The organism is Emcibacter nanhaiensis, assembly GCF_006385175.1.
GTDB lineage: Bacteria > Pseudomonadota > Alphaproteobacteria > Sphingomonadales > Emcibacteraceae > Emcibacter > Emcibacter nanhaiensis.
Genome location: NZ_VFIY01000015.1, coordinates 134,762 through 153,490 on the forward strand (window position 1 = coordinate 134,762; position 18,729 = coordinate 153,490).

Below are 18,729 nucleotides of genomic sequence, written 5' to 3' on the forward strand. Positions count from 1 at the left end.
CAACTGAACAGGAAAGAGGTTTGAAATGAAAATCGTACTCGCAGGCGCCGGCGCTTTCGGCCTGAAGCATCTGGACGGCCTGAAGAATATCGACGGCGCGGAAGTTGTTTCCATTGTCGGCCGCCGGCTGGAGCCGACCCAGAAAGTGGCCGACGACTACGGCATTCCCCATGCCACCACCGACCTGGCGGAAGCTCTTGAGCAGCCGGGCGTGGATGCAGTCATTCTCTGTACTCCGACCCAGATGCATGCCGACCAGGCGATCCAGTGCATGAAGGCCGGCAAGCATGTCCAGGTGGAAATTCCGCTGGCGGACAATTGGGAAGACGCCCAGGCCGTCATGAAGGTGCAGCAGGAAACCGGACTGGTGTGTATGGTTGGTCATACCCGCCGTTTCAATCCGTCGCATCAATATGTGCATAACAAGATTGTGGCCGGTGAACTGGCCATCCAGCAGATGGATGTGCAGACCTATTTCTTCCGCCGCAAGAACATGAACGCCAAGGGCGAACCCCGGTCCTGGACCGACCATCTGCTGTGGCACCATGCCGCCCATACCGTCGACCTGTTCCAGTATCAGACCGGTGAAAAAGTGGTGGTGGCCAACGCCGTCGAGGGGCCGATCCATCCGGAACTGGGCATCGCCATGGATATGTCCATCCAGCTGAAAACGGAAAATGGCAAGATCTGCACCCTGTCCCTGTCCTTTAACAACGACGGGCCGCTGGGCACCTTCTTCCGTTATATCTGTGACAATGGCACCTATATCGCCCGTTACGATGATCTGGTCACCGGCAAGGAAGAGCCCATCGATGTGTCCAACGTGGACGTGTCCATGAACGGTATCGAGCTCCAGGACCGCGAGTTTATTGCCGCGATCCGTGAGGGCCGGGAGCCGAACTCCAGTGTGGGTAAAGTGCTTCCCTGTTACGAGACCCTGTATGAGCTCGAGCAGAAGCTGAACGCACAACAGTAAGAGGGTATCATGAAAACGCGCAGAATCGGTGATTTCAATGTCGGGGAAGTCGGTCTCGGATGCATGAATCTCAGTCATGCCTACGGGGTGCCGCCAAGCCCGGAACTGGGAAAAAAACTTCTTCTGGAAGCATTTGACCTTGGCATCACGCATTTTGATTCTGCCGCGCTTTACGGGTTCGGTCGCAATGAGGAGCTGGTCGGCCCGACCCTGAAACCGATCCGCGACCAGATCATGCTGGCCAGCAAATGCGGCATGCAGGGCGTCGACGGCATGCGCGTCATCGACGGCCGTCCCGAAACCATGCGTAAGACCCTGGAAGACTCCCTGCGTCGGTTGCAGACCGAGGTCATTGACCTTTATTACCTGCACCGCTGGGACAAGAAGGTCCCCATTGAGGACAGTATCGGCGAATTGTCCCGCATGGTCGAGGAAGGCAAGGTCTGCGCCATCGGCCTGTCGGAAGTCTCTGCGAACACCCTGCGCAAGGCCCATGCGGTGCATCCGATCGCTGCGGTGCAGACCGAATATTCGCTCTGGACCCGCAATGCGGAGATCGAGGTGCTGGACGCCTGTGAGGAACTGGGAGCGGCTTTTGTCGCCTTCTCTCCGCTGGCGCGCGGCTTCCTGACCGATACCGATCTGGATCCGGCCAATTTTGCCGAAAAAGATATCCGGCGCAACATGCCCCGGTTCCAGGAACCGCACTTCTCGAACAATGCGGAACTTCTGACCGAATATCGGGCCCTGGCCAAAGAGGCGGGCTGCACCGGCGCCCAGCTGGCCCTGGGCTGGCTGCTGGCCAAGCGGCCCTACATCCATGTAATTCCGGGCACGACCTCGCTTGCTCACCTCCGGGATGATGTGGCGGCCAGCGAGGTCGAACTGTCCCAGGATATCATCGAGCGGCTGGAAAAACTGATCAACCGGGAGACCATCAGCGGCCCCCGTTATCCCGCCCCGACGCAGGCGGAAATCGATACCGAGGAGTTTGCCGCCTGATCCGGCTTTGTATCTTAATCCGTGGGCCTTTGTCATCCGGGACCTCGGGTCCCGGATTTTTTTCTTTTTACTCCCCTCCGGCAGCTTCCTTTAACCCTGAAGTAATTTCCCCATAGCTGTGAATTTGTCGTTTCGGTGACTTTGCGCCGTTACACAGAAAGCAAGGCTGTGCCTCACTTTCTGTGGATATAAAGAATTTCATTGACAATTTTTAAAATCATTTTAAAGTTTAATTTAACGATAAAAATACATATAAAACTCAATGCATACGACATTTATCTAACAGGGAAGGAATCCAAAATGTATGATGCCAGGAAATACATTCGGTCAGCCTCTGGCGGGGTGGCCCTTTGCGCATTGGCGCTGACTGCGTTGCCGCAGACGGGGATGGCTCAGGAGCAGCAGAGCGCCGGTGATATGATGCTCGAGGAAATTACGGTCACCGCCCGTAAGCGCGAAGAAAACCTGCAGGATACACCGATTTCCATTACCGCCTTTTCCGAGGGCGGTCTTGAAGCCCGCGGCATCTCCGACATTTCCCAGGTCGGCGAATTTACGCCCAACCTGGTGTTTGACAATACGGCCGCCATTGCCGCGACCAGTTCCGCCGCCGCCATTTATATCCGCGGCGTGGGCCAGATCGATTGGGCCCTGCCGACCGACCCGGGCGTGGGCCTGTATGTGGACGGCGTCTATATTGCCCGCTCTGTGGGTGGCGTGATGGACCTGCTCGATGTGGAGCGGGTCGAAGTGCTGAAAGGCCCGCAGGGCACCCTGTTCGGCCGCAATACGATCGGCGGCGCCATTTCCATCACTACCAAGAAACCGCACGAAGAGCTGGAAGGCTATGCGGAAGCCACGATCGGCAGCTATGACCGCACCGACCTTCGGTTCGGCATCAATGTGCCGCTGTCCGAGACCTTCTTTGCCAACTTCGCCGGCTCCCGCAAAAAGCGTAACGGTTATGTGAAAAACCTGCTGCCGGGCGGACCGGACCTTGGCGATGAGGATGCCTGGGCCGGCCGTGCCGCGTTCCGCTGGCTCGCGTCCGACAAGCTGGAAATCAATATCGCCGTGGACGGTACCCGCGAACGGGAGGCCCCGGCCGCCAACGTCTTGATCGGGGTGGACGAAACACAGTTCTTCCCGATGGTGACCAACAATGTGATCCCGCTGCGGACCGACTATCACGGCCTGCCGGTGCCGAGCGCCGTTTGTGCCGACATGAATGACCCGGCGCGGCTGAGCGATCCCACCTGCTGGAACGCCCAGTGGATTGCCGGCCCGTTCGAGACCTACAGCCAGCACACCACCCAGAACGAACTGATGAATACCATTCTCGGCCGGCCCATGGAGCCGAAGTCCGATCTGGACCTGTGGGGCGTGTCGCTGGATGTGGATTATGACATCAATGAAAGCCTGACCCTCAAATCCATTACCTCCTATCGTGAAGTGGAAGGCTTCTGGGCCCGTGATGTGGACCATTCCCCGCTGCTGATCCTGCAGACGGTCAATGAATTCACCCAGGACCAGTTCACCCAGGAATTCCAGCTCCTCGGCAACAACATGGAAGGACGCCTGAACTGGATCGTCGGCCTTTACTACTTTGAAGAATCCGGCAACCATATTGATATCGTGGAACTGCCGGGAGCGGTGTTTGACAGCGGCGGTTCCATCGACAATACCTCCAAGGCCATCTTCGGCCAGGCCACCTATGACTTCACCGACCAGCTCAGCCTGACCCTTGGCGCCCGCTATACCGATGAAGACAAGTCCTTCTCCCCCGATTCCACCGTGGCCCAGGACAACGGCCTCGGCATTCCGGCCGGCGTACCGGTCCTGCCCATTGGCGTGACCGAGGAACAGAATGCAGAAGTGTTTGATGTCCACGCCAACCTGGCTTACCGCTGGACCGAGGACTTCATGACCTATGCCTCCTATTCTGAAGGCTATAAGGGCGGCACCTTTACCCAGCGTGTGTTCCCGCCACGGGACTACGTGCCCACGGCCCGTCCGGAAAAGGTCAAGGCCTATGAGCTCGGCTTCAAGTCTACCTTCGCCGACAACCGTGTTCGCCTGAACGGCGCCTTCTTCTATACCGACTACACCGACATGCAGGTCAATATCGTAGCCCAGATCCCGGGCGGTACTGTCGATGATATCGGTATCATCACCGACAATGCGGCGGCCGCAGAGATCAAGGGCGCCGAACTGGAGCTGATCGCGGTGCCGGACGAGCACTGGATCATTGAAGCCGGCCTCGGTTACCTGGATGCCCAGTACCAGGAACTGACCCCCGGGGCGATTGCCGCCGGCCTGACCCTGGACAGCCTGTTTGTCAACACGCCGGAATGGTCCATCAACGTGGGTGTCGGCTATACCATCAACCTGACCGATGACTGGTCCGTGACACCGCGGGTTGACTATGCCTTTACCTCCGAAGTGGCCAATGACGCCAAGAATACACCGGAGCTGATCCAGGGTGATCTGTCCCTGTTCAATGCGGTCATCATGTTCAAGGACGCCGAAGACAAATGGAACGTCAATATCGGGGTCAAGAACCTGACCGATGAGACTTATCTCTATGCCGGTGACAACTCCACCGACGGCGTGATCGAGGGCGTCTATGCCCGGCCGCGCGAATGGTATCTCTCCGTCAAACGGAAATTCTGATCCGTTTGATCAAACGATCTCACTGTCTATACTGTAATGGATGGCCCGGGTTTTCAGCCCGGGCCTTTTTTTGGTCAGGTCAGGCTCGACCAGTTGCGGATGATATGGTCGGCAGAGCGCAGGGTCACCGCATGAACCGTGAAGGTCGGGTTGACCCCGCCGCTGGTCGGGAACAGGCCCGGTCCGGCGATGACCAGGTTGGGAACCTCATGGGTCTGGCCGAAACTGTTGGTGACCGAGGTGGCGCTGTCCTCGCCCATGATGGTGCCGCCCATGATATGCATGGCACCCGGCGGGTTATTGGTCCAGATCTCCCCCGCGCCGGCCGCTTCAAACACCCTGGTGCCATCGACCTGGCTGTCTTTCCACAGGGCGATGGAGTCCGGGTGCATGTCGTGATGGGCATGGGCCCGCGGCAGGCCGTGCCCGTCCTTTGAGGAAGACAGGGTGACCCGGTTTTCCGCCACCGGAAGATCCTCGACACAGGCGGTCATGGTGGCAAAGCCGCGGGTGGCCTTTTTCATAAAGTCGGTCAGTTTGTTGCCGAACAGGGCCGGGTTGCTGCCGCCATAGCCCAAGAGGTCGTTGGGCTTGGTGGCCTGGGCGATCATCCACTGGTAACTGCCGAAGCCCTGGCCGCGTTTGTCCTTATGGTCGTAATTGTCCTGGTTGACCAATTGGCCGCCGGTGGCGCCGAGGTAACATTGGGTTTCCTCGTCGAACAGGCCGAACACCAGCCCGGCGGCATGGCTCATCAGGTAGCGTCCGACCATGTCGTTTTTGTTGGCGATGCCGTGGGGGTGTTTGTCGGATGTGGACATCAGCATCAGGCGCGGGGTCTGCACCGCGAAGGCGGCCAGCACCACCAGCTCGGCGGGCTGGAAATTTTCCTGACCCTGTTCGTCGTAATAGGAAACGCCGGTGGCCTTGCCGCCTTTTGTATCGGTGTCGATATGGAAGACCGTGGCCCGGTGGCGGATTTCCGCCCCCTTGGCAAAGGCCCGGGGCAGGTAGACGGTCTGGGGATTGGCCAGCGCCCGGATCGGGCAGCCGGCGTCGCACCAGCCATCCCAGATACAGGCTTCGCGGCCATGGTAATTTTCCGTATTGATGGCGAGTGGCAGGGGGGCGGTTTTGCGTCCCAGCTTGTCAAAACCGCGGGCGATCACTTCACCCTGACCGAAGGTCGGCACCGGCCCCATGGGGTAGGGGTCCCCGGCGGGACGCCAGACTTCCTGTTCCGCATCACCGGAGATCCCGACTTCCGTCTGGATCCGGTCGTACCAGGGTCGGAGCTCGTCATAGGAAACGGGCCAGTCGAGACCCTTGCCGTAGCGGCTCTGCATGTCGAAGTCTTCAGCGTGGAAGCGCGGCCAGACGGCATAGTGATGCAGGGCCGCCCCGCCGGTGCCGAAGCCGCTGTTGAAGCCGTTGCCGACCGTATGGCTGCCGCTTTGTTCCACCGGGGAGCCGGCCCATTTCAGGCGGCGGGCGTTAAGGCCGGAACTGACCAGGTCGGTGAGTTTGCGTTCCGGACCGGCTTCCAGGATCACCACCTTCTTGCCGGCTTCGGCCAGCTTGGCGGCCATCAGGCTGCCGGCGGCGCCTGATCCGACAATCACCACATCGACTTTTTCCTGGTTGTGGGGCTTGCTCATGTCCAGCTCCTTTCCCCGGGTTCGATATGGGCCAGATAGGGAATATCCAGGCGGTCAAAACCCTCGCGGGTGCCGTAGGTGACATCAATGGCGTCGGAACGCAGGACGAAATAAAAGAACGGGGCCGGCGGGGCATTGGTCCAGCCTTCCGGATTCTGTCCGGAGAAAACGGAGACGAACTGTTCCAGTTCCTCTGCCGAGAGGTCGGACAGTGCCTTGCCAAACATTGCGGTTGCACTTTTTCTCAATGCGGCGAGGGAGGAGCGATAAAAGCCATCGAACGGCGGGAGCACGCCGAGGTAGCGGATGATCAGCAGGCTTTGTTCCAGGTCGCCGGACAGTTGATGATCAATATAGTGACTGAGGCCGGCTTCTGCGGCGCCGGGCACGATGGCTTCGCCGATGATGGAAAGTGTTTCTGCCTCTTGTGCGCTCAGCAGGTTCAGGGCAATCCTTTTGGCCCGGGCTTCGGCCGGGGAAAGCAGGACGGTCTGGCCGCCGATCATGAATGCGAGGAGCCCTGATGCTGCCCCTTTATGGAATGTTCTTCTGTTTATAGACATACTGTCCCTCTTTATGGTTTACCCTTCGGGACAGGATGTTTCTTTTCAGTTCTCCCGTCCCCTTTTTATTCCTCATCCTCGACCGGATTGCGGTGCGTTGCCGCCACCCGCGCGGCCTGTTCGTAGATGCCGGTCATCAGATCAAGGATATGACTGCCGTTTTCCAGATGGGCGTTCATGCCCTGAATGGGTTCAGTCAGCTTGATCAGCAGGCTCTTGCGCAGCGCCACATAGCGCTGGATCACTTCCAGGCCCTTCGGGGTTGTGGTGTAATTCACCCCTTTGCGGCGATTGTCTTTCGTTGTCTTCTCAATCAGCCCTTCCTGGATCAGTTTGCGGATGGTGTACTGCACGTTGGTCACATCATCCCTGTTCAGCAGCCGGCCAATCTCGGTAATCCCCTTCGGGCGATCCCGCATGGCAATCACATTCAGGATCGCGCCGTCACTGGCACTCAGATTTCTGCCGGAAGCCACGGCCATGCCTTCAACCTGCCATTTGGAAAAAGCTTCAAAGGACCGAAACAGGGAATATTCCAGTTCCGTCAGGGCAATTTCCCTGGGCGTTGTCGCCAGGTGCCAGCGCCGGTCCAGGCCGGCATCTGCAAATTCCGCATCACTGGTTTTGCCGCTTTTTTCCGGATTCTTTTTGTCTGACATATGAGGCCTCTGAATAAAGTGTTGTCTTGCCCATCGCTGCATCTGCGTGGTTCGGCACAGTTTAGGGGGACAAAACTAATTTGAAAACACCGAAATCAGATAAAACAGTCTCCTTCCATTATTTGCGTTTTAAAAATTAATTTTATTTGTATTTTACAATTAAATTTAATATGTAAAATACATTAATTAGGGAATCGGGACAAGTGAAAAACGTGCTTTTTATTGATTTCCGCAACAAAATCAGGAGGTTTGAACCATGCCCAATCAAAATTCCCTCTTTACGAGGAACAAATTCAGACTAGGACTCTTTTCCGCCAACTGCTCCGGCGGGATGGCGGTGACGAAAATTCCCGAACGCTGGGTCAACAACTGGGAAAACAACATCCGGATGGCCCAGACCGCTGACCGGGTGGGACTTGATTTCCTGTTGCCGATCGCCCGCTGGGTCGGCTATGGCGGCGCCACCAATTTTCACGGCAGTGTGCTGGAAACCATGACCTGGGCGGCGGGCCTTCTGGCCAAGACGGAAAACATCAATATCTTCGCCACCATCCATACCGCTTTCAATCATCCGGGCGTTGTCGCCAAACAGATCGCCACCATTGACCAGATGTCCGGCGGCCGCGCCGGCCTCAATGTGGTGTGCGGCTGGAACAAGCCGGAATATGATGCCTTCGGCCTCGACCTGCCCGAGGATCATGAAACCCGTTATCGCTATGGCCAGGAATGGTTCGATATCGTCTCCAAGCTGTGGACCCATCCGGAGCCCTTTGACTGGGACGGGGAATATTTCAAGCTCAAGAACACCTATGGCGATCCGCAACCGGTGCGCGGCACGGTACCGATCTTTAACGCCGCTGGTTCCAGGGAAGGCCGGGAATTTGCCACCAGGAACGCCGATTTCCTGTTCACCTCCATGATCGAACTTGATACTTCCAAACAGGAAATCATCGACCTGAAAAAACAGGCGGCGGGCAATGGCCGCGACGTGGATATGCTGACCTTCTCCTATGTGGTGTGCCGCCCGACCCAGAAGGAAGCCGATGAATTTCACCAATATTACGCCCGTGATAATGCGGATTGGGAAGCGGTGGACAATATCATCAACCTGATGTTCCAGCATGCCCAGTCCTTCCCGCCGGACGCGCTGCAGATGTTGCGCAACCGGTTTGCTGGTGGCCATGGCGGGGTGCCGCTGGTGGGCACGCCGGAAGTGGTGGCCCAGGGGCTGATCGACCTCTATGACGCCGGATTTGCCGGCACCACCCTGGCTTTTGTCAATTATGCGGACGAGCTGCCCTATTTTGCGGAAACGGTCCTGCCCATTCTTGAAGAACGGGGCATCCGGGTGCCGGTTGGAAACTAGGTTTTCCAGGTAAAACAAACAGGTAGGCCGGGATTGTCACTAATCCCGGCCTTCTGTTTATGTTTGGATCTTATTGCGGTATAGTGCCTCTATTCGGTTCTGGTTTCATGGTTGGCGGGGCATATGACGGACAATAACGGACTTGGGGATCATCTGACGTTTCGGACTATTGACCTCACCAAACATTATATTTCCGGTGAGACGGTGATCAAGGCGCTCCGGGGGGTGACCCTGGAAATTCCCAAAGGCGACATGGTCGTGCTGCTCGGCCCGTCCGGCAGCGGCAAATCCACCTTTCTGAATATCATCGGCGGTCTCGATACGCCCACCTCCGGCGAAGTCTATTTCCGCAATGATCGACTGTCCCAGTATACGGAAAAGGAACTGACCCTGTTCCGGCGCCATAATGTGGGGTTTGTGTTCCAGGCCTACAATCTGGTGCCGAGCTTGACGGCGCTGGAGAATGTGGCCCTGGTTACCGATATTTCAACAAATCCCCTGCCGCCCATGGAGGCGCTGGAGGCGGTCAACCTGGGGGACCGGGCCAGTCATTTCCCCTCGCAACTGTCCGGCGGCGAGCAGCAGCGGGTGGCCATTGCCCGGGCCTTGGCCAAACGGCCCGAAGTGTTGCTGTGTGACGAGCCGACCGGAGCGCTGGACAGCGCCACCGGCATCGTGGTGCTCAGGGCGCTGCAGGATGTGAACAAGAAATATGGCACCACCACCGTCATCATCACCCATAATGCCTCCATCGCCAACATGGCGGACCGGGTGATCTATTTCGGCGATGGGCAGGTGGTGGATGTGAAAAGAAACGACAACCCCATCAGTCCCGAGGAGATCAGCTGGTAATGTTCGGGGCACTGAACAGGAAATTTGTCCGCGACCTTTGGAACATCAAGGGCCAGGTGCTGGCCATTATCCTGGTCATGGCCTGCGGCATTTCCATGTATGTCCTGTCTTTCGGTGTCATGGATTCACTGGCATTGAGCCGGAATATCTATTACGACCATTACCGCTTCGCCGATGTTTTCGCCCAGCTGAAACGGGCGCCGGAAGCGGTCAAGAAACAGATTTCCGACATTCCCGGTGTATCGGCGGTGGAAACCCGGGTCATCTTCGGGGTGACGGTGCAGGTGGCGGGGATGGAGGAGCCGGCCACCGGCAAGCTGCTGTCCCTGCCGGACGGGCGCACGCCGCTGCTGAACAATCTCTATCTGCGCAGCGGGCGGTTGCTGCTGCCGGACGAGGACGATGCCATCCTGTGCAGCGAAGCCTTTGCCAACGCCCACGGCTTCACGCTCGGCGATCGCGTTGACATGGTGGTCAACGGCCATAAGCGGTCTCTGAAAATCGTCGGCGTGGTGCTGTCGCCGGAATATGTCTATTCGCTGGGACCGGGCCAGCTGTTCCCCGATGACAAGCGGTTCGGGGTGTTCTGGATGAACCGCCGGGCGCTGGAAGCGGCGGTGGACATGGACGGCGCCTTCAATGATGTGTCCCTGCGTGTCGAGCGCGGGGCAAATGTGGAAGATATCAAGCAGGCCCTGGATGTAATCCTAGAACGCTACGGTGGCCTGATTTCCTATGGTCGCGAGGATCAGCTGTCCAACTGGTTCGTGTCCAACGAGCTGGAGCAGCTGAAGATCATGGGCTATTTCGTGCCGATGGTGTTCCTGTCGGTGGCGGCCTTTCTGGTCAATGTGGTGATGACCCGGCAGGTGGCGACCCAGCGGGAGCAGATCGGCATGCTCAAGGCGGTGGGCTACAGCAATCTGGAAATCGCCCTGCACTACCTGAAAATGGTGTTGCTGATTGTGTTCTTCGGGGCGCTGGTCGGGATCGGCGTCGGCATCTGGTTCGGCACCGGGGTAACCCAGATGTATACCCGCTTTTTCCATTTCCCCATCCTGCGCTTTGCCTTCTCGCCGGATGTGATGATTTTCGCCACGGCCCTGAGTGCCGCGGCGGCGGTGACAGGGACGTTGTGGGCAATCCGGCAGGCGGCAGTGCTGCCGCCGGCGGAAGCCATGCGCCCGGCTTCGCCGGTGCAGTTCCGGGAAACCATTTTGAAACGGCTGGGGCTGGAGCGACTATTTTCTCATCTGTCCCGCATCGTTCTGCGCCAGCTGGAGCGCCGGCCGGTCAGGACGTTGATGTCGACTTTCGGCATCGGTCTGTCCATCGCCATCCTGATCTATGCGTTTTTCGCCGAGGATTCCATCAACTATCTGATGGAGGTGCATTTCGATATGGCCCAGCGGGAAGATGTCAGTCTCGGCTTTGTCGAGCCGCGCAGCATTACCGCTCTTGAGGAAATCCGCCTGATGCCCGGCGTGCTGAAGGTGGAGCCCATGCGGGATGTGGCCGTGTTCCTCAAATCCGGCCATTACAGCAAAAGAACCGCCATCACCGGGCTCAGGCCCGATCCGGACCTGCACCGTATTCTCGGCCAGAACCTGAAAGCGGTGCCGATTCCCGACCGGGGAATTGCCCTGTCCTCCAAGCTGGCCGAGATGCTGGGGGTCGGGGCCGGGGATATGCTCACGGTCGAGGTTCTGGAAGGGCGTCGGCCGGTGCTGGAAATTCCTGTGACCGCGATTGTCGAGGAATTTATCGGTCTCAATGCCTTTATGGACATGGATCAGCTGAACCGGGCCTTGCAGGAGGGGACAGTGATTACCGGAGCGGCCCTGCTGGTGGACCCGCTGTGGAATGGTCCGCTCTATCAGCAGATCAAGGATATTCCATCGATCGCCGGCATGACCATATTGCGCAAGGCGCGGGATATTTTCCGCGAAACCATGGGGGAAAATATCCTGATCATGGCGACCATCAACATCCTGTTTGCCGGCCTGATTGCCTTTGGCATCATCTATAACACGGCCCGGATTGCTCTGTCCGAACGGGGCCGGGAACTGGCGTCGCTCCGGGTGCTTGGCCTGACCAAGGGGGAAGTGGCCTACATCCTGTTCGGGGAGATGGCGGCCATTGTGCTGATGGCGATTCCGGCCGGGCTGGTGATGGGGTATCTGCTGGTCCAGGCCATGGCAGTATTGATGGATACGGAGCTTTACCGGATTCCGGCGGTGATCGACCGGGATACCTATGGTCTTGCAGTGGTGGTGGTGATCGTCAGCTCCCTGTTGTCCTTTTACCTTGTCTGGCGACAGGTGGAGAGTATAGATTTGGTCAGTGCCCAGAAGGGGGTTGAATAATGTCGCTGAAAAATATCAAAACTATCGCGAAATACGCTCTTGGGCTGCTGTTCCTGGCGCTGCTGGTCTATGCCTTCATTCCGGAGGCGGAAGAGGTTGACCTGGAAACGGTCCGGCGCGGGGATGTCGAGATCGTTCTCGAGGCAGAGGGCAAGACCCGGATCCGCGATATTTATACGGTATCCGCGCCGATTGACGGCCGCATGATGCGGATCGAGAGCGAACCGGGCGATATGGTTCGCGCCGGGGAAACGGTGATTGCCAATATGACGCCGGCCGATCCCACTTTTCTCGACAAACGCAGTGAAACCCAGGCCAGGGCCGATGTACAGGGGGCCGAGGCGGTAAAATGGCAGGCGTCCACCCAGGTGGACCGGGCCCGTGCCGAACTCAACTTTGCCGAGGCGGAATACCGCCGCAACGAAGAATTATTCAAAAACGGCAACGTTTCGATCGCCCGGCTGGAAGAGGCGGAGCTGCAGCTGAAAATGCGCCAGGCGGAGCTCAGGGCATCGGAAGCCGACCTGCAGGTGGCGGAAAGCCAGCTGGCGGCCGCCCGGGCCCGGCTTGTGCAGCCGGGGCAGGTGGAAGACGCTGCTGAAAAGGATTCCCACGATCATCTTTGCCAGGTCTGTGTGCATGCGCCGGTGGACGGCAAGGTGTTGCGCATCATGCACAAAAGTGAGGGAGTCATCGCCATGGGAACCGCGCTTGCGGAAATCGGCGATCCCACCAACCTTGAGATTGTAGTCGATATGTTGTCCCGGGATGCGGTCAAGGTCCGGCCCGGCGACAGGGCGCTGATCCGGCGCTGGGGCGGTGTGGAGGAAATCAACGCCCGGGTCCGGCTGGTGGAACCCAGCGGCTTTACCAAGATCTCTGCTCTCGGCGTGGAGGAGCAGCGGGTCAATGTGATTCTTGATTTTGTTGACCCGCCGGAAAAATGGCAAAGCCTCGGGGATGCTTTCCGGGTGGAAGTCGGGGTGATCGTGGACCGGGCGGAAAATGTCCTGACCGTCCCGGTGAGCGCTCTGTTCCGGGACAATGAAAAGTGGTCGGTGTTTGTCTTTGCCGACGGCCGGGCGGAATTGCGCCCGGTTAAGGTAGGCCGCAAGAACGATCTCCAGGCCGAAATTCTGGATGGCGTTAAAGAGGGCGAGCGCGTCATTGTCCACCCTGGCAACGCTATCGCCGACGATGTGCGGGTTAAGGAACGGAAGCTCTAAGATTACCTCAGTCGATGGACCTTACCGTGCCGGTGAGCGAGATGCCGGAACCCGGTTCTTCTGGAATGTCGGCAATCAGGCGGCAGGGGATGCCCATGTCGTCTCCCTGGTGAAAGACGAGCCGGGCCGGACCATGGCCAAAGTCCATAAGACCCGCTTTCCGGAAATAACCGGCAACCGCCGCCGCGGCAGACCCCGTGGCCGGATCTTCCACCAACCCGCCGTAGGCAAAGGCGTTGCGCATATGCAGGGTTTGTTCATTTTCCCGCCACAGCAGGATAATGGTGGGGATTCCTTCCTTCTGCTGAAGGGAGCGCATTTCCTCGAACGGATAGGACATTTGAGCCACACACTCCCGGCTGTTGACCGGCAGCAGCACATGGTTGTTGCCCGCATTGACCAGGGCCGGCGGGATGGCCGGGTCCAGGTCGCTGTCTGTCAGGGAGAAGGCCGTCATGATCTGCGTTTTCAAATTTTCTTCCAGTGCCTGCGAAGATGTGCCCGGTGAAACCAGTGTGGCGGACCCGTCTTCGTTGGCGGCAACGGTGATTTCCCGGTCATTGAGAATCAGGGGATAGGTCGCCGGGCCGAACAGCTCGCCAAAGACGGCGCCCAAGGCGATGGTCGCGTGGCCGCAGAAGTTGATTTCCATTTCCGGAGTAAAATAGCGTACCCGCCAGCTGCCGTCGTCTCTCTTCTCGGCGAAAGCGGTTTCTGAATAGCCAACGTCGGCGGCAATCTGCTGCATTTCCTCTTCGGGTGGCAATGCTGAACAGATGGCGACCCCGGCATTATTGCCGCCGTTTTGGCCATCGGTAAAAGCTGCTTTTCGGAAAAGTTCAAGTGTCATGATTATCCCCCTGTTTTGCGCACTATAGCACTGGCATCTTTTCTGGCAAGCAGCCTGTGAAAAAGTCAAAAAAAACCGCCTCTTGCGAGGCGGTTTCAGGAGAAGCAGGGCTGTCCGTCACGACAGCCCCGAGGTCCAAAAGAGTTTAGAAGTTATATTCGAAGTTGGCGAACCATTCCCGTTTGCGGGCGTAGGCAATCTCCGCATAACCGGAGCTGGTGCCGAGGGAGGAGTTCCCGGCGATCGGATACAGCTTGTCGGTCAGGTTGTTGACGCCAAAGACGAACTTCCAGGTTTCATCTGACGGCTCCAGAATGATGGAGGCGTTAACAATGGTGCGACCGTCCTGGGCGATTTCCTCGGTGTTGATGGCATCAAAGTAGGTCTTGCTTTGATAATTGAGGTCTACCCGCGGAGTCCAGGTCAGGTCTGACCCGTCGGGATCGAAGGTATAGCCAATGCCGAAGTTGGCCTGCCATTTTGGCGCGAAGGGCAGACGATTACCCGCCGCAATACTGCCGCTGATTTCCGGCTGCGGGAAGGTAACCACTTCGTCAATGGTGGCGTCCAGATAACCCACACCGGCATCGATCACCAGATTGTCGGCCGGCAGCCAGGTCAGCTCCAGCTCGGCACCGTCGTTGGAGGCTTTACCGGCATTGGTGATGAAGGGCGCCACGATCACACGATAGACCAGCTGCAGGTCTGTGTAGTCGGTGGAGAAGACCGCACCGTTGACACGCAGGGTGTTGTCCAGCAGGTCAGCCTTGAAACCGATTTCATAGTTTTTGGCGGTTTCTTCATCAAACGGATGCACCTGTTCCAGCAGCGCCAGATGTTCCGGTGTGTCATCGAAGTTGGTGTTGAAGTGGCTGTTCCAGCCACCGGACTTGAAGCCTTCGGAATAGCTCAGGTAAGTCATCACATTTTCGTTTACGCGATAACTGAGGTTGGCATTGACCGTGAAGGCGTCAAAGTCCTGAGAGTATTTCATGACAGGAAGATATTTGTCAGCCGGATTGGGTTCGCCGTACTGGTCCGGTGTGGAGGCTTTGGTCTCTGAGGTGTAACGGGCCCCCAGTGTCACGGTCAGCTGATCCGTGATGTCATAGCTCCACTGGGTAAAGGCCGCCCAGTTGCTGTTGTCGGTGATATTGTCGTCGCTGTCCCCAACACCGGTCGGGAACGGCGGCGGTGACAGCGTCACCCACACGTCGTCGTCGATCTTTTCTTCATAGTAATAGAGGCCGGCGACACCGGTCAGCTTGTCGGCGGTATAAAGCGCCTGCAGTTCCTGGCTGAACTGTTCGCCATCGCTGACGTAGCTGGTATGCAGGATCGGCAGCGGGGTATTGTCCGCATCACGAACGCCTTCCCAGTTCAGTTCCCGGTAGGAGGTGATGGATTTCAGGGTCAGGCTTTCGCTCACATCATAGGTCAGATGCAGGGATGAACCCCAGTTTTCCAGGATGCTTTTCAGCGGGTTGGTACCATTGTTGGCAAACGGCCCCTTGTTCTGGAAGTCGTTGGCGCAACGGTCATCGTCGATCATCGGAACCGGACCGGACGTCCAGTCGACATAGCCGGGGCAGCCGGCAGCGGCACTGGCGGCGCGCATAAAGACGGCATTCTCATTGGCTTCGGCAAAGACCAGTGGCGAACCGTTTTCGTCAGCCTTGGTGTAATCGAACTGCAGTTTGATCTCGAAATCGTCGCTCGGCGTGAAAACAATCTTGCCGGTGGCGGTATAGGAGTTCTTGTCGCCAAGGTCGGTACCGTCGGAAACCCGGATTACATAACCGTCCTGGATCCGCGTGCCATAGGTAAAGCGGGATTTCACCTTGTCGCCAAGGGGAATGTCGAGGGCAAGATTCAGTTCACGGAGATTATCGGAACCGACACCGCCTTTGAAGGTGCCGCCGAATTCTTCACCCGGCTCCTTGGTGGTAAGCAGGATGGCGCCACCGATGGTGTTGCGGCCGAACAGGGTGCCCTGCGGGCCGCGCAGGACCTGCACGCCGGCGATGTCACGGAAATCCATGGTGCCGCCGACAGACTGGCCCATGTAGACATCGTCAATATAGATGCCGACACCCGGGTCAACCGTGGAGGTCGGATCGGTCTGGCCGATGCCGCGGATAAAGACCTGGGATGAGTTGTTGTTCCCGGCCAGCGGTGCGTTGTTGCTGAACTGCAGGTTCGGCGTCACATTGTCCAGGTCGTCGGTGCTGAAAATCTGACGCCGTTCGAGGCCTTCACCGGTGAAGGCGGAGATGGCCACCGGGGTGTCCTGCAGGTTTTCTTCAACCTTGCGGGCCGTCACGGTGATTTCTTCAAGGACAAATGCGGCTTCTTCGTCCTGCGCAGTAGCCTGCGAGGCGGTAAGAGCGGTCAATGTCAGTGAAGCGGCGGTGGTGTAATAGAGTGATTTTAATAATTGTCGCCCAATTATCATTTGTTTCTCCCATGTATTTTAGTCTCAGAAAGATTAATGCTGATTGATTATTAACCTTATATGCATTAATCAATGCTCATATTAAAGCAACCGATTGCATAAGGCAATTCATATTTTTAGAATGTTTCTAACAAACTATGTTATTAGCTAAATATGAATTAATTTCTTGCGCGGAGATTGCCTGGGGAATGACGGGATATTATAGGCTTTTTCTGCGGGCAATGCCTGCTTTGTATTTCCAATGTATCCAGTATCCAGTCCCTCCCGAGGGTTTTACCGCAGATTATTTGTAGGCTCAAGAATTAATTCATTTTTGATGACCTTCGTTTTGTCTGACCAAACCTGCTGGCGGCGGCGCCCATTCCCGGGGACGATTGGAACTGCCGATATAAAAAAGGCACGCTCCGGGGCCGGAACATGCCTTTCCTGATAAAATGAATACCAGGGCTAGATCGGGAAATGGCCCGGTTCTGTTTCCAGGGTAATCCAGCGCAGGTCGGTAAACTCGTTGATGCCGGCCTGGCCGCCAAAGCGGCCGTAGCCACTGGACTTAGTGCCGCCGAACGGCATCTGCGCTTCGTCATGGACGGTGGCGCCGTTGATGTGGCAGATGCCGCTGTCGATCCGTTCGGCGATTTTCAGGGCCTTGACGATATCCTTGCTGAACACGGCGGCGGACAGGCCATATTCACTGTCATTGGCCACTGTGACGGCTTCCTCCGCATCCCTGACCCGGATGACGGCGACGACCGGACCGAAAGATTCCTCTGTGTAAATCCGCATGTCCTTGGTCACCTTGTCGACCACGGTGGCGGACATTTGTACCCCGTCGGCGGTGCCGCCGACGGTAACATCGGCGCCTTTGCCGCCGGCGTCATTGACGAGTCCGAGCACATGATCAACGGACTTGCGGTCGACCAGCGCGCCGAGCGGTGTATTTCCTTCCCGCGGATCACCGGCCACCAGGGTGGCGGCCTTGGCGGTCAGTTTTTCCACCAGCGCGTCGGCCACGCTGTCCTCGACCACCACGCGTTCCGTGGACATGCAGATCTGGCCCTGGTTCATATAGGCGCCGAAGGCAATGGCCTTGACGGCCTCATCCAGGTCGGCGTCCTCGAGGACGACAAGCGGGGCTTTGCCGCCCAGCTCCAGAAGCACCGGCGTGAAGGTGCGGGCGGCGCGTTCGGCGATGATCCGGCCCACATGGGAGGAACCGGTAAAGTTGACCCGGCGCACATATTTATGGTCGATCAGCTCGCCGACCACCTCGCCGGCGTCTTCCGGCGCGTTGGTAATCACGTTCACTGCACCAGCCGGCAGGCCGGCGGAATTCAGCGCTTTGCCGATCAGCATATGGGTGACCGGACAGACTTCCGAGGCCTTGAGGATGGCCGTATTGCCGCAGGCCAGCGGTGTGGCGACAGCGCGTACACCGAGGATCACCGGGGCATTCCACGGGGCGATGCCGAGGATCACGCCGGCCGGCTTGCGTACTGCCATGGCCATGCAGCCTGGTTTGTCGGAGGGGATGATCTGGCCCTGAACCTGGGTGGTCAGGGCGGCGGCTTCCATGAACATCTGCGAAGCCAGCATCACGTTGAAGCGGGCCCAGCCTTCGGTAGCGCCGATTTCGCCTTTCATGGCCTCGACGAATTCATCGCCCAGGTCCAGAATCGCCTGGGAGGCTTTCATCAGGGCGGCCCGGCGGGCGTTGGGGCCGAGGCCCGACCATTCGGGCAGGGCGGCCTGGGCGGCCTCCACGGCGGCCTTGATGTCGGCGCTGCCGGCGGCCGGTGCCCGGGAGGCGACCTCGCCGGTGACGGGGTTGCAGCGTTCATAAGTACGGCCGTCGGCCGCAGGAACAAATTGTGCGTTGATAAGAAGTTGTGCGTCCATTGTCTTAAAGCCTCTGATTTGCGGGTTGATCGCTATATCATATAACAATTATCGTCATAACAACATAATATCGCAGCGTCAATTCCCCGTGAGGGAACCTCCACTGACGACTGTTGCAGACTATTATTTTAGACACCTCTATATTTCTTATTATATTATATAGGCTTAAAAAACAAATCAGAATAAT

Annotated in this window: 13 protein-coding genes; 7 read left to right on the forward strand and 6 right to left on the reverse strand. The window is 57.8% G+C overall.

Translation table 11 applies throughout. The features are described 5' to 3' along the window. The first annotated feature begins 25 nt into the window (after positions 1–25). From FIV46_RS12595 to FIV46_RS12605, 3 genes are all read left to right on the forward strand, one after another. Positions 26–976, forward strand: a complete 951-nt coding sequence (locus tag FIV46_RS12595) for a Gfo/Idh/MocA family oxidoreductase (protein ID WP_139941286.1) — start codon at positions 26–28, stop codon at positions 974–976. A gap of 9 nt (positions 977–985) precedes the next feature. After that, the gene (locus FIV46_RS12600; protein ID WP_139941287.1) at positions 986–1,978 is read left to right on the forward strand and encodes an aldo/keto reductase; all 993 of its coding nucleotides are present in this window, start codon (positions 986–988) and stop codon (positions 1,976–1,978) included. Positions 1,979–2,278: 300 nt separating this feature from the next. Further along, positions 2,279–4,651, forward strand: coding sequence for a TonB-dependent receptor (locus tag FIV46_RS12605; RefSeq protein ID WP_139941288.1), 2,373 nt, complete (start codon positions 2,279–2,281; stop codon positions 4,649–4,651). A 74-nt stretch (positions 4,652–4,725) separates the two neighbouring features. Here FIV46_RS12605 and FIV46_RS12610 read toward each other — a convergent pair whose 3' ends face one another. The 3 genes from FIV46_RS12610 to FIV46_RS12620 form a co-directional block, all read right to left on the reverse strand. Beyond that, the gene (locus FIV46_RS12610; RefSeq protein WP_139941289.1) at positions 4,726–6,309 is read right to left on the reverse strand and encodes a GMC family oxidoreductase; all 1,584 of its coding nucleotides are present in this window, start codon (positions 6,307–6,309) and stop codon (positions 4,726–4,728) included. Then, positions 6,306–6,872 carry a gluconate 2-dehydrogenase subunit 3 family protein gene (locus FIV46_RS12615; RefSeq protein WP_139941290.1) on the reverse strand — a complete coding sequence of 189 codons (567 nt, stop codon included), beginning with the start codon at positions 6,870–6,872 and terminating at the stop codon, positions 6,306–6,308. The genes FIV46_RS12610 and FIV46_RS12615 overlap by 4 nt, the downstream gene beginning before the upstream one ends. Before the next feature lie 65 nt (positions 6,873–6,937). Continuing rightward, complete coding sequence (locus tag FIV46_RS12620) at positions 6,938–7,531, reverse strand: winged helix DNA-binding protein (RefSeq protein ID WP_181163228.1); 594 nt, start codon at positions 7,529–7,531, stop codon at positions 6,938–6,940. 256 nt (positions 7,532–7,787) lie between these two features. Here FIV46_RS12620 and FIV46_RS12625 point away from each other — a divergent pair, with 256 nt between their 5' ends. The 4 genes from FIV46_RS12625 (at position 7,788) to FIV46_RS12640 (ending at position 13,341) form a co-directional block, all read left to right on the forward strand. Then, positions 7,788–8,897 (forward strand): LLM class flavin-dependent oxidoreductase, encoded by a 1,110-nt coding sequence (locus FIV46_RS12625; RefSeq protein WP_139941292.1) that lies wholly within the window; start codon positions 7,788–7,790, stop codon positions 8,895–8,897. 123 nt (positions 8,898–9,020) lie between these two features. After that, a complete protein-coding gene (locus FIV46_RS12630; RefSeq protein WP_139941293.1) occupies positions 9,021–9,749 on the forward strand; it encodes an ABC transporter ATP-binding protein in 729 nt (242 codons plus the stop codon). Next, on the forward strand, positions 9,749–12,115 hold the full coding sequence (locus FIV46_RS12635) for an ABC transporter permease (protein ID WP_139941294.1): 2,367 nt from the start codon (positions 9,749–9,751) through the stop codon (positions 12,113–12,115). The genes FIV46_RS12630 and FIV46_RS12635 overlap by 1 nt, the downstream gene beginning before the upstream one ends. Next, on the forward strand, positions 12,115–13,341 hold the full coding sequence (locus FIV46_RS12640) for an efflux RND transporter periplasmic adaptor subunit (RefSeq protein WP_139941295.1): 1,227 nt from the start codon (positions 12,115–12,117) through the stop codon (positions 13,339–13,341). The genes FIV46_RS12635 and FIV46_RS12640 overlap by 1 nt, the downstream gene beginning before the upstream one ends. 7 nt (positions 13,342–13,348) lie before the next feature. Here FIV46_RS12640 and FIV46_RS12645 read toward each other — a convergent pair whose 3' ends face one another. From FIV46_RS12645 to FIV46_RS12655, 3 genes are all read right to left on the reverse strand, one after another. Beyond that, positions 13,349–14,191, reverse strand: coding sequence for a PhzF family phenazine biosynthesis protein (locus tag FIV46_RS12645; protein ID WP_139941296.1), 843 nt, complete (start codon positions 14,189–14,191; stop codon positions 13,349–13,351). A 145-nt stretch (positions 14,192–14,336) separates the two neighbouring features. Next, positions 14,337–16,646 carry a TonB-dependent receptor gene (locus FIV46_RS12650; protein ID WP_139941297.1) on the reverse strand — a complete coding sequence of 770 codons (2,310 nt, stop codon included), beginning with the start codon at positions 16,644–16,646 and terminating at the stop codon, positions 14,337–14,339. 447 nt (positions 16,647–17,093) lie between these two features. Next, positions 17,094–18,542 (reverse strand): aldehyde dehydrogenase, encoded by a 1,449-nt coding sequence (locus FIV46_RS12655; protein ID WP_139941298.1) that lies wholly within the window; start codon positions 18,540–18,542, stop codon positions 17,094–17,096. Positions 18,543–18,729 lie beyond the last annotated feature (187 nt).

Coding starts and splice junctions, on each gene's coding strand:
- FIV46_RS12615 (WP_139941290.1), bottom strand. CDS start 6,872: ATGTCTATAAACAGAAGAACATTCCATAAAGGGGCAGCATCAGGGCTC.
- FIV46_RS12635 (WP_139941294.1), top strand. CDS start 9,749: ATGTTCGGGGCACTGAACAGGAAATTTGTCCGCGACCTTTGGAACATC.
- FIV46_RS12595 (WP_139941286.1), top strand. CDS start 26: ATGAAAATCGTACTCGCAGGCGCCGGCGCTTTCGGCCTGAAGCATCTG.
- FIV46_RS12655 (WP_139941298.1), bottom strand. CDS start 18,542: ATGGACGCACAACTTCTTATCAACGCACAATTTGTTCCTGCGGCCGAC.
- FIV46_RS12630 (WP_139941293.1), top strand. CDS start 9,021: ATGACGGACAATAACGGACTTGGGGATCATCTGACGTTTCGGACTATT.
- FIV46_RS12620 (WP_181163228.1), bottom strand. CDS start 7,531: ATGTCAGACAAAAAGAATCCGGAAAAAAGCGGCAAAACCAGTGATGCG.
- FIV46_RS12650 (WP_139941297.1), bottom strand. CDS start 16,646: ATGATAATTGGGCGACAATTATTAAAATCACTCTATTACACCACCGCC.
- FIV46_RS12625 (WP_139941292.1), top strand. CDS start 7,788: ATGCCCAATCAAAATTCCCTCTTTACGAGGAACAAATTCAGACTAGGA.
- FIV46_RS12640 (WP_139941295.1), top strand. CDS start 12,115: ATGTCGCTGAAAAATATCAAAACTATCGCGAAATACGCTCTTGGGCTG.
- FIV46_RS12600 (WP_139941287.1), top strand. CDS start 986: ATGAAAACGCGCAGAATCGGTGATTTCAATGTCGGGGAAGTCGGTCTC.
- FIV46_RS12610 (WP_139941289.1), bottom strand. CDS start 6,309: ATGAGCAAGCCCCACAACCAGGAAAAAGTCGATGTGGTGATTGTCGGA.
- FIV46_RS12605 (WP_139941288.1), top strand. CDS start 2,279: ATGTATGATGCCAGGAAATACATTCGGTCAGCCTCTGGCGGGGTGGCC.
- FIV46_RS12645 (WP_139941296.1), bottom strand. CDS start 14,191: ATGACACTTGAACTTTTCCGAAAAGCAGCTTTTACCGATGGCCAAAAC.